Origin of the sequence: Flavobacterium arabinosi, from assembly GCF_048158725.1 — a bacterium.
In the GTDB taxonomy this organism is placed as follows: Bacteria; Bacteroidota; Bacteroidia; order Flavobacteriales; family Flavobacteriaceae; genus Flavobacterium; species Flavobacterium arabinosi.
The window spans coordinates 22,958-36,814 of record NZ_JBLNKX010000006.1; the positions used below are offsets into that span (position 1 = coordinate 22,958).

The 13,857-nt window shown below is 38.7% G+C and carries 15 protein-coding genes; all 15 read right to left on the bottom strand.

Going from position 1 to position 13,857, the window contains the following annotated elements; genetic code table 11:
• Positions 1 to 3: 3 nt before the first annotated feature.
• The 15 genes from ACM55K_RS12745 to ACM55K_RS12815 all read right to left on the bottom strand — a co-directional run bounded on the left by ACM55K_RS12745 (position 4) and on the right by ACM55K_RS12815 (position 13,681).
• On the bottom strand, positions 4 to 807 hold the full coding sequence (locus ACM55K_RS12745) for a hypothetical protein (RefSeq protein ID WP_416850645.1): 804 nt from the start codon (positions 805 to 807) through the stop codon (positions 4 to 6).
• A gap of 26 nt (positions 808 to 833) precedes the next feature.
• A complete protein-coding gene (gene traN, locus ACM55K_RS12750; RefSeq protein ID WP_416850646.1) occupies positions 834 to 1,679 on the bottom strand; it encodes a conjugative transposon protein TraN in 846 nt (281 codons plus the stop codon).
• A gap of 19 nt (positions 1,680 to 1,698) precedes the next feature.
• Positions 1,699 to 3,000, bottom strand: a complete 1,302-nt coding sequence (gene traM / locus ACM55K_RS12755; protein WP_416850647.1) for a conjugative transposon protein TraM — start codon at positions 2,998 to 3,000, stop codon at positions 1,699 to 1,701.
• A gap of 4 nt (positions 3,001 to 3,004) precedes the next feature.
• The gene (locus ACM55K_RS12760) at positions 3,005 to 3,499 is read right to left on the bottom strand and encodes a hypothetical protein (RefSeq protein ID WP_416850648.1); all 495 of its coding nucleotides are present in this window, start codon (positions 3,497 to 3,499) and stop codon (positions 3,005 to 3,007) included.
• A 15-nt stretch (positions 3,500 to 3,514) separates the two neighbouring features.
• Positions 3,515 to 4,135 (bottom strand): conjugative transposon protein TraK, encoded by a 621-nt coding sequence (traK, locus tag ACM55K_RS12765; RefSeq protein WP_416850649.1) that lies wholly within the window; start codon positions 4,133 to 4,135, stop codon positions 3,515 to 3,517.
• Positions 4,136 to 4,153: 18 nt separating this feature from the next.
• Complete coding sequence (traJ, locus tag ACM55K_RS12770; protein WP_416850650.1) at positions 4,154 to 5,350, bottom strand: conjugative transposon protein TraJ; 1,197 nt, start codon at positions 5,348 to 5,350, stop codon at positions 4,154 to 4,156.
• Positions 5,351 to 5,362: 12 nt separating this feature from the next.
• Positions 5,363 to 5,998: a TerB family tellurite resistance protein gene (locus tag ACM55K_RS12775; protein WP_416850651.1), complete on the bottom strand. Its 636-nt coding sequence runs from the start codon at positions 5,996 to 5,998 to the stop codon at positions 5,363 to 5,365.
• A complete protein-coding gene (locus ACM55K_RS12780; RefSeq protein ID WP_416850652.1) occupies positions 5,995 to 6,624 on the bottom strand; it encodes a hypothetical protein in 630 nt (209 codons plus the stop codon). The genes ACM55K_RS12775 and ACM55K_RS12780 overlap by 4 nt, the downstream gene beginning before the upstream one ends.
• Before the next feature lie 12 nt (positions 6,625 to 6,636).
• Entirely contained in the window at positions 6,637 to 7,329 is a 693-nt protein-coding gene (locus tag ACM55K_RS12785) for a conjugal transfer protein TraI (protein ID WP_416850653.1), read from the bottom strand.
• 51 nt (positions 7,330 to 7,380) lie between these two features.
• On the bottom strand, positions 7,381 to 9,849 hold the full coding sequence (locus ACM55K_RS12790; RefSeq protein ID WP_416850654.1) for a TraG family conjugative transposon ATPase: 2,469 nt from the start codon (positions 9,847 to 9,849) through the stop codon (positions 7,381 to 7,383).
• Between the two features lie 40 nt (positions 9,850 to 9,889).
• Complete coding sequence (locus ACM55K_RS12795; RefSeq protein ID WP_416850655.1) at positions 9,890 to 10,207, bottom strand: DUF4133 domain-containing protein; 318 nt, start codon at positions 10,205 to 10,207, stop codon at positions 9,890 to 9,892.
• 32 nt (positions 10,208 to 10,239) lie between these two features.
• Positions 10,240 to 10,578, bottom strand: coding sequence for a DUF4134 domain-containing protein (locus tag ACM55K_RS12800; RefSeq protein WP_465245427.1), 339 nt, complete (start codon positions 10,576 to 10,578; stop codon positions 10,240 to 10,242).
• Positions 10,579 to 10,709: 131 nt separating this feature from the next.
• Positions 10,710 to 11,195: a hypothetical protein gene (locus ACM55K_RS12805; RefSeq protein ID WP_416850657.1), complete on the bottom strand. Its 486-nt coding sequence runs from the start codon at positions 11,193 to 11,195 to the stop codon at positions 10,710 to 10,712.
• Between the two features lie 309 nt (positions 11,196 to 11,504).
• Positions 11,505 to 12,710: a hypothetical protein gene (locus ACM55K_RS12810; RefSeq protein ID WP_416850658.1), complete on the bottom strand. Its 1,206-nt coding sequence runs from the start codon at positions 12,708 to 12,710 to the stop codon at positions 11,505 to 11,507.
• A 110-nt stretch (positions 12,711 to 12,820) separates the two neighbouring features.
• A complete protein-coding gene (locus tag ACM55K_RS12815; protein WP_416850659.1) occupies positions 12,821 to 13,681 on the bottom strand; it encodes a helix-turn-helix domain-containing protein in 861 nt (286 codons plus the stop codon).
• Positions 13,682 to 13,857 lie beyond the last annotated feature (176 nt).

Consider the following 13,857-nt stretch of genomic DNA (forward strand, 5'->3'; position numbering starts at 1 on the left):
AAACTAAATTGAATTAGATTGCTTTTTTTTTCTCTTTTTTTCTTCTTGCGGGACTGCAGGTCCATCTTCATCAGCACTCGGACTTTGTCTTTTACTGTCCTGTTTAATTGACTTAGTTTCTCCCTCAGACTGCTTCTCCTCTTTAGACTGGCGGTTGTCAATACGTTTCATATTGCTATCGTACACATTGATTGTTTTGAATTGTGGATTAGCCTCAATAGACTGCTTCATTTCATTGCCATCTTTTAAGAAAGTAGCAGACTGCAGGTTTCCTTTTTTCAAGGAATCCATCAAATCATCTTTAAATTTAGCATTTTCCAATTCCTTGATTGGATGTTTGGAAAGCGCCGCTTCCAGATCATAACCATAATTTTGATGGTACTGGTTTAGTTTAAAGTTTCCGTTAGTATCGGCTTGTTTAAAATCCATCTGCACCCAGGCATTGTAGACTTCTCCTTCTTTATTGGTAAGGTCTTTGTTTACAGATCTCCCTTCCATTAGATTATAGGCTTCCTTCATGGTAATATTGCTTCCTTTATTGATATAAAATGTCTGATCCAATGATTCCTTAGAATTGTCTTTTTGCAATTCCACTTTATAGGAATTAAAAAAATACATATCACTTTCCCCCGACTTCTTAAAATTCAAGGAAACCCTTGCAACATCTTCCCCATAGTAGGCCTCATGATTCAATGTGAATCCTGGAGTCTGCTGTTGCATTTTATCCTTTAATTCACTTTCTAATCCTTCACCGAAACCGGTGTACTTTACCTGATCGCGCAGGTATTCAAAATTTTTCTCGTTCATGACTATTTAATTTAAATGATTAATAATTATAGTTTGGGCAAAACAGTAACCATTGAAAGCTTTTTGTCCTGCATCTGTAATTCCATATGTCTACCACCATTCTTTTCCATGAGCTGTATGGCAAGGTATTTCTGCTCAGGAATCGTGAATTTTGGAAGGGCGAACACAAAGGTGTTTTCTGATTCTTCATCAATTTTCGTTACATTATTGAGAATATGTACCGGTATAATTTCAATTTCCTGTGAAGCGGTGCGTTTTACTTTTTTATTGTCGCGAATAAAAAAGCGGAGCTGGTCAACATCATACTTTATTGTAGAGTTGTTTGCAACCAATATCCTGTAATACATCACATCATTTTGGATAAAAATTCCATTTAACTGAAATTTGATACCGTACTTATTTTCCTTTTCTCCGCGTATCTTTCCCTTGTCATAAAACGCTAATTTGGAATATTCCTCTAGCTCCTGCTCGTTCCTGCTTTCGGATGAAAAATAAATTTCCTGTCCTTCCTGCTTTGTCTCATTCAGGGAGAGATTCAATTGGGGTGATTGCTCATCATAATTAAGAACAAAGGAATACAGTTTGCCATCAGCAGTAACCACCGTAAGATTGGTTTGAACAAACCCTTGCTGTGCTGCCTTAAGTTGTAATATATTTTCAAGTCCTTTGGCTTTCTGGACGAGTATATCCTGACTGCCCTTATCTACACTTTTAATGGCATATGGAAATACAATAGTTGTTGTTTTTGAATACCCAATCTCCAAAGAATCCGATTCAATTTTCGTTAGGCGGTTTTTACTTGTTCCCTGTGCAAATGCACCGATGGTAAAGAGTATTGAATACACCATAACCAATACATTGAAGTTTTTCATAGCTAGTAATATTTAGTTTTTAATTAGAATCCTTTTGTTTTTGCTTTTCATCGCGAAGCAATACCTGATAGCCTGCCTTCACCACCACTTTAACAAGCTTCACTTTTTTACTGAGCAGCGTCTTAGCTGCCTCAAGTCCTACTCCAGCTACCTGTGATCCCCAAGAATCATCAAGAGTTGCAACGCCCAGCGTCTGCATGGAGCGGTCTCCAGATTCCTTGGCAACATCCCGGTTAATTGCTCCAGGAATATAGATTCCGCTGAGTCCGTCCATATCATAAACCGATAGATCAACTGGGAATAAGGAATTGTCATATCGCAGGCTATTTATCTTGATGATTAGTCTTTCCCCTTTTAAGGAAGCGATTCCAAATAAGAAATTATTCTTTGGAATTTCAATCCCATTAATAAAAACAGCATTGGTAAGCCTTAGTTTCACTGTCGAACCATTTACAATCGTCTGTGTTTCATGAATCACTGCAGCTACTGCATTTTGATCATCGTTTGCACTTACAGGATCCTCTAATGAATAAAAGCCATTGCCTTTGGATTGCCTGTCAACAGGATTTGTTGGCGTAATTTGCAACAAAGAAATATTATCTTCCTTTGTTTGAGTCGTGATGGCAAATACCTGCCCTCGCTGCGCCTGGGAAACCTTTTTCAATTTTTCCTGTACCCTATCAGGATGTTGAATATCCAATATGCTTTCAAGCATCCCGCTAAGCTGTTTCAATTCAGGATCCTGCTCATTGTTCTGACCGTTCATAGACTCCATCATTTCTTCTAATTTGTCAACATCCTCGGAATGCATTGCGCTTGTACTTCCTTTTGCATCGTTATTAAAATCGGGGCTTTGCGTTGGAGTGACAGGGGAATTTATGGCTCTTTGTAGTGCCTCCAGCTTTTCATGAATCTTTTCTTCGTTTGGATCACGATACATAGCCGTATTTAAGCCAGTACTCCCTTTTCTTGAACTGCTGCGATTGTAAGAAGTGCCATTAATAGCTTCTATTGAATCTCCCGGAAAAGCAGGACCAAGATAGTTTGGGTCCTTCCTGATGAGTTCCTCTAGCTTTGTAGAGTCAAGTGCTGCCTGTTCATAGTAACTCATTTTATCCAAATCAACATCTTCCTTTAGCTTTGCATCAGGAAGCTTTATATTAAATCCTTCTTTATCAACTAACGACCCATTCGCAGCTTCCATTTTCCCACCGCCCAATCCCCAAAACAGAATAGTGACAAATGGCAGTACCAATAGCGGCATTACTAAAAATAGCTTGCGTTGTTTTAGCATTTTTGGTGATTTCATTTTTTTTTCCATGATCTTAATTTTTAAATTGTGAGTGATACTGATTTTCTACTATTGAAAGACTGTCCAGCAATCCAGGACGGCATTGCATGATACTGTCGTATAACTTTTTCCCTGTCGGGCTGCGACCCAAACTATCGATGTACTGGCGAAAGTGAACAATGCTCTCCAATTCGATTTTACTAATAGAAAGGTTACTGTCGATCATTTGTTTTCTCATTTGCAGAATATTTGTTGGTTTCGTAATTGGTGTAATAGTTATACTACTTGTTGTGGCTTGCGAAAAACCGGCAACAATCCTGTAAATACAGTAACTACTCGTAAACAGGGTGAAACTGATTAGAATCACGATCCAACTTTTACCTGACAAATGCGCTGTTTTGCGTTCCAGCCAGTGCGCGCACTTATATTGCAGCCGAAGACTGGCGTCATCAAATTCCTGTAGCAGATTCCCCTTAAAGCGATCAGTAACGGAATCTTTTTTATTGTTTCTTTTACATGTAAATAGCATAATCAGCAGCGTTAATTATTTTCGGTTTTCGGTACTTAAATCCCGATTCTCGATAGTATTCCATCGCTCGACTAAAAAGCCATGCGGATTATTGTCACTGCGGGAAACATTGCGAAGATTTCCTTCTGTTATCAAACTGCGGTGCGTCATACTGGTCGTTCTGATAATATTTTGAGTGGCATAACATCGAAAAGGATACGGATAGGTATTGATATCAACTGTAACGCTATCCACTTGTATGGTCTGGCTGATGTTTCCTGAAATTATAGCGGCATAATACCCGTTCTCTTTCAAATCATCATAAATTCGTTTGGCACGCTCGTCAGCCAGATAAAGTGCCTTGGTTACATTAGTCTTTATCACTTTATCATCCGGATCGAGGGTAAAGAATAACTTGTGAAAGGTCATCACATGATCCCTTGCCTCGACCGGTATATTGTCTTTTCTGTCCGAAGCATACGCTTCTAATGCTTTACCATTAGCCAGTATATAGACCTTAGCCTGCATTTGTGATACCAGACTGAAACTTTTGTAAAGGGCAAAACAGCTCATGACAATACTTCCCCCTACCACCAACATCGTAAAGCCGCGAACGTGCCGAAAGGCCGTGTCAATATTTTTCATTTTGCTAAACATAATGCGTTTTTTTAGCCGTTAAGAATTCCCTTTTAATTTATCTCCCATATAACTCTCCTTGTCTTTGAAGTAAGGAGCGGAACTACCTGATCCAGACATGGTTTGTGACATACGTCCAGCAGCATTACCCATAGCGTCCCCTACCATCCCCGCACCAGCGATCGTTGTATTAACAGCTGAAGTTGTAGTGTTACTGAAAATACTGGTCACTTTTTGACCTAAAGCCCCACCACCACCTGCATGCACGATATAATTAGCGACTGAGGGCACAGTGAAATAACCCACGATTCCAATAATCATAAACACGAGATAAGCCATATCGGTTCTGCTAAAAAAAGTATCCCCATAATCATTGACCTGTCCGATATCCAATTGTAGCATCTTTTCCTGGATCTTTCCGATGATACTGCCAAAAATATTGGCCACCGGAAGCCATAGATAGATATTAATATAGCGGGCCAGCCACACTGTCAATGTATGTTGGAAACCATCGAAAACTGATATGCCGAAAACCAGTGGTCCCAAAATAGACAGCACTACAAGCTGAAAGGTTCTAAGTGTATCGATACAAAGTGCGGCCGCTTCAAAAAGAACCATTACTACTTCACTCATCCATTCCTTAACGGAATTGCGAAAATTGAATGAAGCCTTGGACATCGCAAACTTTACATCATTGCCTATTCCTTCAAAGGTGCCCTCATCAGAAGGGTTGGCATCATCATGCGTGTACTTGTACCATCTGTCCCGATCTCCGCTTCCATCTTCACCAACATACATCTGCCACGCATCCGTTGTTTTGATTGCTTCTTCCTTTTTTTGAAGCAGTAGTGCAATAGCTTTGTTGGAACCTTCAACCATCGAAGCGGTTGCTGTAACAGTAGGCTTCATAACGCCATTGATCATATCCAACACCGAAGGGAAAATCATAATGCAGAATCCAATCACAAAGGGACGGAAAAGCGGATAAAAATCGATCGGTTCAGCGTTAGCAATATGTCTCCAAACCCTGGAGGCAATATACCAGATAGCTCCAAATCCTGCGATTCCTTGTCCAACTCCCAAGAGATTATTGCATAAAGGCATCATCTCGTCATATAATTGGTCCAGCACACCATGCAGACTGTTCATATCATTCGCCAAGCCCTGTGCATGGCTCGCAATAGGCAATACCATCCCCGCGGCTGCAAATAATGCAGCCTTGCTTCTTTTTATCATGTCATTACGTATTTAGTTATTTACTTTGTAGCTGCTACGCATTCCCTGTACATCATTGCGTTCTTTTGTTCGCTGAATTGCCAATACTGACGTATTGTTATTAAAACTTCGTAGAAACAAGAGCTTATCTTGCATATCAGCATAGACCTTGTCAATGGCTGCCAGTCTTTCTTCATCAGACATTCGCAATTTATTGGCAGAAACCACGGTGGTTAACTCGTCCAGATTCCTTAAGCTCTGCTTAAACAGTTTGGCATACACCTTTTCGAGATAGCCAATTTCGTCCGCATTGAAATTGCCACTCTTCCTAAAGCGGTTAAATGCGGTCTTGTATTCCTTTACCAAAAGCAGCTGATACTGGATAATATCACCAACCCTTCTGTAATTTCGAACCGTCGGGCTTACCTGCATCAGCGCGTCCAGGAATGTTTCATGAATATTAAAATTTCCTTGGGATAGTTTTTTAACGGTGTTGTATCCTCCATTAAGAATTTCATACCCCTTTTTCATATCTTTCAGAATCTGCTTGAACTGCGCCAGCTTTTCGATATTCAATAGCAACTGCTGTATTTCCTGTGATTGCCCAGAAACTCTGGATGGGAATAACATCGCCATAAGAATGATTCCTAAAATCAGTAGCCTCTTCATGGTAAATTATTATTAAAGCCCTGCAACGCACGGCTGGTTTTAACATCCGTAGCCTCCTTGCCTCTTGACATGGACATCAGTCTGGCTTGATTGCTGAAATCCTCGAAAAAAGTATAACTCTCCAGCATATTTTGATACAACGTATCAATTCTCTTTATTCGCTCGTCATCTTTCATTTCAAGCTTTCCTTCTGTTACTATTAAAATTAACTCCTCTAAAGTGCGATCACAATTTTCAATCAGCCGTCCCAATACTCTTTTGATATAAGCTATTTCGTCGCCGTGAAACAAATCATTTTGACGGATTTGCTTTATGGTGCGGCTGTAATTTTTCAAAACCTTTACTTGAAGTGATACAATTTCAGCCACTCTGGTATAGCTTTTTATTTTCGGATTAATCTTTTTTAGTGAATTAAAATAATCCGCATGAAGATTAAATTCCCCCCGTTTAAAATAACCTATTGCACTCAGTCCTTTCTGAGCGACGGAATATCCTTTTTGCGCGTAATCGATATACACTTTAAACGCTGCAATTTGTTTCAGGAGTACTTCTCTTTGTTTTGCCTGTGCGTAACTGTTTCCATTTAAAAATCCTGCAAATAGCAGCAATAGCACTATTTTTTTCATGACGTTAGTTTTTTAATTGGGAATTCCGTAAAATTGCTTTACTGCATTCACATCGTTTTTCGTTTTCGCTCTTTGAAGGCTTAATAGGATGTTCTGCCTGTTGAACAGTGAAAGGTCATCATAGTTGGCATCAATCTTGTCCGCTGCGGCATCGATGATTTCAAGCCTTTTGGCATCGCTCATCTGTATGGTAAAAGAATCCAGAACTAAAAAGATCTGGTCGATATTTTTCATGCTTTCATTTAATATACCGGAGTATACTTTTTGCATATAGTCTAATTCGGTCGCATTAAAATGATCGTCCTGCTGAAACAGCTTCCAGGCCCTTTCATAATCTTTCACAAGCCGCACCTGCTTTTGAGTGATGTCCCTGATACGCTGGTAATAGGTAATGATGGATTTGACCTTCATCAGTTCATCATAATAATTTTTATACAAATCTTTTTGTTTCTGTGTCCAATTGGAGATCTCATCCAGTTTTAATTTGGAGAGCGTATTTTCTAATTTCTTCTGGGCATTCTGCAACCATATCGTTTTGTTTTGCAGCCTTTGGATCCGCAGATCAATAGCTAGTATCACTCTTTTTACTGCCTCTTTAATCAATCCAATTATTGGAAAAGCAGCAACGGCTGCTGCCGGTCTTGCAGGAGTGCTTAGGAGCAACAAGCACAGTAAGCTGACTATGATTTTTTTCTTTGCTTTCATAATTCGTTAGTTTAGTTTCCATTTTTTATTTATGCTGCAGTGTTTTCATCCTCAAGTTTGCGCGCGCAAATCATTAGCCAGTGCCGCTATCCCTTTTTTGATGTCACCGTCAAATTTCTTAGCATAGGCCTGCACTTTTACTTTTTCTGTTTCTTCTGTAGTATAGGCCAAATATTCTTCGAGGGATACTTCGGTACGATACACTTTAGATAGCATTCCTCCCAAGGAGATAAATACTTCCTTGTATTTTTTATCAGGGTCATTGGCTTTATTCACCGAAAGCACCAAAGCTTTTTCCTTTTCCGTAAGTCCCAGCAATTCCTGAATCTGGTCGAATTTATTTTGGTATTTGCTCTGGTCCAGCAATATTTTACAATCGCTATTATTGATGATGGCTTGCTTCACCACAGGAGATGAAATAATATCCTCTACCTCTTGTGTGACCACTATTGCCTCCCCAAAAAATTTTCTTACTGTCTTAAACAAGTACTTTATATATTCCGCCATACCTTCCTTAGCAATAGCCTTCCAAGCTTCCTCTATTAATATCATTTTACGGACTCCTTTGAGCTTACGCATTTTACTGATGAAGACCTCCATAATGATGATCGTCACCACCGGAAAAAGTATCGGATGATCTTTGATATTATCCAACTCAAACACAATAAATCGTTCACTTAATAATTCAAGATTTTCCGTGGCATTAAGCAGGTAGTCAAATTCGCCTCCTTTATAATAGGGGCGCAATACATACATAAAATTATTGATATCAAAATCCTTTTCCTTTACCTTATCCCCTTCTAACACCTTGACAAAATCCCCTTTTAGGAAATCATAAAAACTGTCAAAACAAGGGAACAGCTCTTTGTTTGCTTCGAGTTTTTCATAGTAGAGCTGTAGTGCATTTGACAATGCGACATACTCACTTCGGTTAAAGGTTTCAGTATCTTTTTTCCACAGCGCCAACAGTAAGGTTTTTATACTTTCCTTTTTTTCCGTATCCAGGCTATCCCCTTCGCTGATATAGAAGGGATTGAAACGGATGGGATTTTTTTCATCATAAGTAAAATAATACCCACCCACCATATCACACAGTCCTTTGTAACTATGTCCCACATCCACGAGTACAATATGAGTTCCTTGTTCATAATAGCTTCTCACCATGTGGTTGGTAAAAAAGGATTTACCACTTCCGGAGGGTCCGAGTATAAACTTATTTCGATTGGTACATATTCCCATTTGTATCGGCTCATCACTGATATCCACATGCACGGGTTTACCCGTCAAACGGTCCCCCAAACGTATCCCAACGGGGCTTAGCGATGAACGGTAGCCCGTTTCCATATTCAGGAAACAGACCGCTTGTTCGGCAAACGTGTCAAAGGTGTCATTCATCGGGAAGTCGGCGGCATTACCGGGAATACCAGCCCAAAAAATTTGGGCAGCTCCAACGGTTTCCTGCTCGGCAGCGGCATCCATTTGTGCCAGTGCCGAAGAAACCCTATTTTTTATATCTTTTAGTTCTTCCTTATCTTCTGTCCACGCCAATACATTAAAATGGGCCTTTACTGGTAAGCGTTGCTGGCTAATCGCTTCGTTCAGAAAGTCATTGGTAGCATCACGCGCAATTAGATTCTCTCTGCTATAGGCCGATAAGGATTGCAATCGTAATCTTTTACTTTCTAGCTTTTGCAACGTTTTTTGAGCATCCTCTACGAAAATATACTGGTTATAAATATGACTGCAGGAAAGCAGTTGTCCTAGTGTGGATGCAAAGCCTATGCTAAATTTGGTCTTGTCGGTGGAGTACCGGTCATAGTTGATCCTGGAACCGCAAAGCGCAGGCAGATCGGCTGCATCACCCAGGGTATAAATTTGACAATGTTTATCTCCTACCTGCAAACCGTCGTTGAAAGTGATATCTTTAAAAATAAAAGAGTCTTCTTTTTCAGAAAGAAAACAATACCGTTCTATAATCCCAATCTTTCTGCTATGGCTTCTGAGCTCGTCATCACCAAGCCTCGTTAATTTCACAAAACCACTGTCTTCCAATATTCGCCTGAACTGCCCCGTACTATCTATAAATTCCTGACGCAGCTGTGCCTTTAATGTTTCTTCGGGAACTATTGAACTCCGGAGTAAATTAGAAAACAAGGAACTGGATGTTTTCCTGCCTGCCGGTTTTTTGGTCAGTAAAATATAGCACAAATGATCCAGAAAAGGACGCTCGTTAAAAAAACGCTCACTACTGCGTGTAAGGAAACTGGTGTCCTCATTGGTGAAATCAGCCTGAAACTTGCTATCAATAAACCAGTCTTGTTTATGGAACACGCTAAACTTTGGCAGTAACTTTATTGCCTTAAGCCACGTCTGGTGGAATGCTTCATACTCCTGGTCTGACAAGGTAAAAATCTCTGGTAACTCTGCCTTGAATACCACGGTCACATCGCCCTGTTTGGACAAGATACAGTCATGTTCCACATCCATAATCGGTAAAATATCATCCATTCTCTTTTCCATCTTTCACTCTATTTACCTGTTTCTAATTTTTGAACCAATGCTATTTTTCCATTTTGAAAATTTTCCTGCTTTGCGTCCTGACAGCCGTAGGCACCTGTCTTTTGGCTAATGCTTTCATCATACCATGCTCGCCGTATTTATGACTCATTTTATAAATTTTAAGAACCAATAGCGTTCCTGAACCACCGATGATACCGACGCAGACCAGTGATGGCAGACCAACAATGTACATAGCAGAAAAAAGAATCATAAGCAGTACAATTCCACCACCTAAATACCAAATATACTGCGCCTTGAGACCCTTGAACTGAATACTTTGATTAATGCCTTTATTGATTTGATAGACGCTGTTGTTCATTAGAATATTTTTAAGAATTCTTTGTTCTAAAGCTAAATCCCGAAGAAGGATTGAATTACAGTTGCCACAACAACCAGAAAAACGCAGCTTCCAAACCAGGCGGCAGCCACTTTTCCGGTATCAGGATCACCCGCATTCCATTTTTGATATACCTTGACCGCACCTATCAATCCCAATATGGCACCAACAGCATACATTAGTTCGGTCCCTGCATCAAAGTAGCTTCGCACCAGTTGATTGGCCTCATTAATTCCTGCAACGCCGTCTTGGGCATAGACCTGGTAACTAACGCTCAGCACTACCAGAGCGGTAATGGCAACACCGATTTTTTGTTGGGTAAATTTTCTAATATTCAAGGGACACTTTTTCATAACACCTTATTTTAAAATTCAAATAATTAGATAAAAAAAGCGAAGGTTTCGCCACTGTCTCAATTCTCTTTCCTGTCACATAGAACCATACCGCATGAGACGGACAGGGGCATTTCCTCCGCAATGTTGTATTAGATTTTTTCATTCCATAAGGCTCTTACTTCCTGTTGAGTCAACAGTACAGCTCCCTGTCTTTCGCATTCAGTAACAATCAATTCATCTACCGAGGAGCGGTAAGGAGAGTCCCTTAACAATGGATATGCTGCGAGAGCTAATCGCATATCATCTTCGAATTCCTGTTTAATCAGCTTTCTTTGGATTGCATCGCTAATCACATTTTTTAATTGTTTCACCAGCCCATCTACTTCTTGGAAGATAGTATCCGATGCAGCAGATTCCGATTCCTCTGTATTAATTTCAAAATCCAGATACCTTAAATCAGGATCTGATGCTGCATCGAATTCCCCTCTAGCCCCACGGAATTGAAGTTTCCGTTTTCCGGTTACGATGCCTTTAATCTCTGCAAAGTAAAATCGCAATCCAACAAATAAATACCAACTTGCCAATAGCAGGACAACTACAACTGTATAATTGCCCCATGAAATGTTTGTAAACATACGCGCTTCATTTTTATCGTTCTACATTAGTTCTTTCATCACGGACAATTGAAACGTATCCCAAATCCGGATGTTTATCATCACAGGGTAAAGAAACGATAGCTTACAAATCCCTACAAGTCCAACTATTTATTACAGGCTTATTGTACCCATTGGACCCCTAGTAAAATCAATAGAAAAAAGAGAAAAAAAAATTTAAGATATCTTGAAAACAGACTTTAGAATAAATTGGATGATCAATAATTACCACTCATTTTGATTTTATAGAGAGCGAATTATTGAATAAATTAATGTCCAATGTAAGCCTTACTAATACGATTTTATTTTCTTTATAATACACTCCAGCGCATTAATGGCCAATTCTTTATCTCTCTCTTCTGCAACGTAAGATTTACTACGCATGGAATCGTAAGAAAGGTCGGCTTTGTTAGGGGTCGATAAGAATGGGACTATTGTTTTAAAGACATGGTTCATTGATTTAGCAATAAGAATTTTTAATTCATCAGAGGCCCGTAATATTAACGCAGTCTGGTCTGTTGAGAGTTTACATAAAACTTTTTCGTTGGTCTTATCAGTTGTGATAGTTTGATGCTGTTTTTTATCCATACTGTGCAAAGGAACAACTGAAAAATGCTGCTGCTTCTCGAGATAGGTCATTTCATGCTTAAACCATTCGTTTAGCACTGTTTTTAAATCTTGATGATGCGGGTTTAGGATTACCCCATCTTTACAATGAATCTGACTGAATTCTTTAAAATGAAACAAAAGGCTTTCTATCTTTCCAGCGGTACTTTCACAGCAATTTATTTTGTCTGCAACACGCTGCGTGAAATAGTTTATAAAGGCTCTGCTATTAAAGTTCATGTAAATTAAAATCTCGTCTAATGCGGAATTCGTCTGGTCTTCATTCTGCAGAATTTTTAGTAATTGTAATTCTTTGATTAATTGCTCCCTATACAGCACGTGTCGGAATGTGACCTTTCTATCTTTTTTGGAGTTTACAAAAGAATACAAATTATCGAAAAGTATCCCTGTAGCCATTTGACCATTTATAGCAGAAGTGGAGCTGTTTTTCAACTTGTCAATTCTCTGTTTAAGTTTTTTTTTCGATATAAGAAGATAGGTCGCTGGTACCCGCATATCTAAACTTAAATAATTTGAAAATCGAGTTTCTATAAAAGATAACAACTCATCAAAACACGTGATTAACGTATTTATAACTTGCTTCAAATCAAACCGCTCAAATTCAACTGTGTGACTTCTCTCGATAGCATTATCTAAGAAAATTATTAAGGAGGAATGATAGTTCCCAACGATAATCTTAATTTGCTTTTCCTTGCTAAGAGAAAAAACCTTGATCTTGAATTGGGATTGAATAAATAGTGTTTGCTCTTTTGTCTTTTCAATAATTGTCTTTGACTGGACTGCTGTTATTTTAGTAACATCCGTTTTGCTAGGATTCAGGGTGAAAGTTACCAGTAAATCTAGCCATTCTAAAAGATAGGTCTGATTCATGCTTCTTACTTTTATTTAGTAAATAGTACGATTGACTGATTGTCGACCGCACCCTCCTCTTCAAGACCTCCAGAATATTGCTAACCCTATCAAAACCTATTTTACACTTTTCAATAACTATTTAATCTTAAACGATATTCCGATGGGGACATGGAAGTATATTTTTTAAAAAAATTGCTAAAAAATGAAGCACTACAAAATTGCAATGCTTCAATAATATCCAAAATGGTCAAGTCGTTGTCTTGAAGTAAGATCTTTGCTTCAAGAACAATGGCCTCTTCAATAAATTGCTTCGTTGTTTTTTCAGTTACTTCTTTAACCGTTTTAGTAAGATGACCTGTCGTAATTAATAAAGCATCCGCATAAAACTTTACGCTATGTTGCGTCTTGCAATTCATTTCTAAAATTCTAAAAAACTGTATGACCAATTTTTCTTTTCTGCTGTGCCTAATTTTAATGGGCCAAGAGTAGCTGCTATATAGCCCTGCCAACTCATAGAGTAGCAGATTAAAACTAAAAAGTAATACTTCATTTTTAAAAGCATGCTGTTCTGAACTTCTCCTTTTACTATCTATCAATTTAAACAAATCTATCAGTAGTACTGCATCTTTATTTTTAAGAGAAACCTTGGCGGGCTTTTTTGTAATAAAAAATTCAAAATATCCGATGGGCGGTCTCCTTATACTATTTTTAAACATAAAATCTGAGGGAAATGATACTACGGAAATTCGCAATTGATCGCTCAGGTGCAAAATTTCAAAAGAAGTCCTTGTAGGAATCACTATAAGTTCATTTACAGACAGATAAATCTTTGCATCTTTTATTTCAATATGTAAAGAACCTGAGTTTACGATCAATATCGAAAAGCAGTCTCCCCTAACTAGTTCATGGAATGAAATTTTAGAGCTCAGCATTTCATCGATGTGGGCTTCCAAACCTAAAGGACTGTATTTTGAATTTTTGTTTATCAAAGCGCTCTCTTTTTTAAGAATTACAAACGGAATGGATGAATTTTTCCTTATTTCGGTTCGAAGGTCTTGATAGCATCCTTAGAATAGAATCTAGCCATCCATGTAACTGAAATAAATAATAAATTTGAAGCTGTGGCTCCGAAAAACAGCAATGCTAAATTCCGTGGGCTAGCACT

What these genes read in the sequence shown, in the direction of transcription:
- ACM55K_RS12745 (WP_416850645.1), bottom strand. Translation starts at nt 807, where the DNA reads ATGAACGAGAAAAATTTTGAATACCTGCGCGATCAGGTAAAGTACACC.
- traN (WP_416850646.1), bottom strand. Translation starts at nt 1,679, where the DNA reads ATGAAAAACTTCAATGTATTGGTTATGGTGTATTCAATACTCTTTACC.
- traM (WP_416850647.1), bottom strand. Translation starts at nt 3,000, where the DNA reads ATGGAAAAAAAAATGAAATCACCAAAAATGCTAAAACAACGCAAGCTA.
- ACM55K_RS12760 (WP_416850648.1), bottom strand. Translation starts at nt 3,499, where the DNA reads ATGCTATTTACATGTAAAAGAAACAATAAAAAAGATTCCGTTACTGAT.
- traK (WP_416850649.1), bottom strand. Translation starts at nt 4,135, where the DNA reads ATGTTTAGCAAAATGAAAAATATTGACACGGCCTTTCGGCACGTTCGC.
- traJ (WP_416850650.1), bottom strand. Translation starts at nt 5,350, where the DNA reads ATGATAAAAAGAAGCAAGGCTGCATTATTTGCAGCCGCGGGGATGGTA.
- ACM55K_RS12775 (WP_416850651.1), bottom strand. Translation starts at nt 5,998, where the DNA reads ATGAAGAGGCTACTGATTTTAGGAATCATTCTTATGGCGATGTTATTC.
- ACM55K_RS12780 (WP_416850652.1), bottom strand. Translation starts at nt 6,624, where the DNA reads ATGAAAAAAATAGTGCTATTGCTGCTATTTGCAGGATTTTTAAATGGA.
- ACM55K_RS12785 (WP_416850653.1), bottom strand. Translation starts at nt 7,329, where the DNA reads ATGAAAGCAAAGAAAAAAATCATAGTCAGCTTACTGTGCTTGTTGCTC.
- ACM55K_RS12790 (WP_416850654.1), bottom strand. Translation starts at nt 9,849, where the DNA reads ATGGAAAAGAGAATGGATGATATTTTACCGATTATGGATGTGGAACAT.
- ACM55K_RS12795 (WP_416850655.1), bottom strand. Translation starts at nt 10,207, where the DNA reads ATGAACAACAGCGTCTATCAAATCAATAAAGGCATTAATCAAAGTATT.
- ACM55K_RS12800 (WP_465245427.1), bottom strand. Translation starts at nt 10,578, where the DNA reads ATGAAAAAGTGTCCCTTGAATATTAGAAAATTTACCCAACAAAAAATC.
- ACM55K_RS12805 (WP_416850657.1), bottom strand. Translation starts at nt 11,195, where the DNA reads ATGTTTACAAACATTTCATGGGGCAATTATACAGTTGTAGTTGTCCTG.
- ACM55K_RS12810 (WP_416850658.1), bottom strand. Translation starts at nt 12,710, where the DNA reads ATGAATCAGACCTATCTTTTAGAATGGCTAGATTTACTGGTAACTTTC.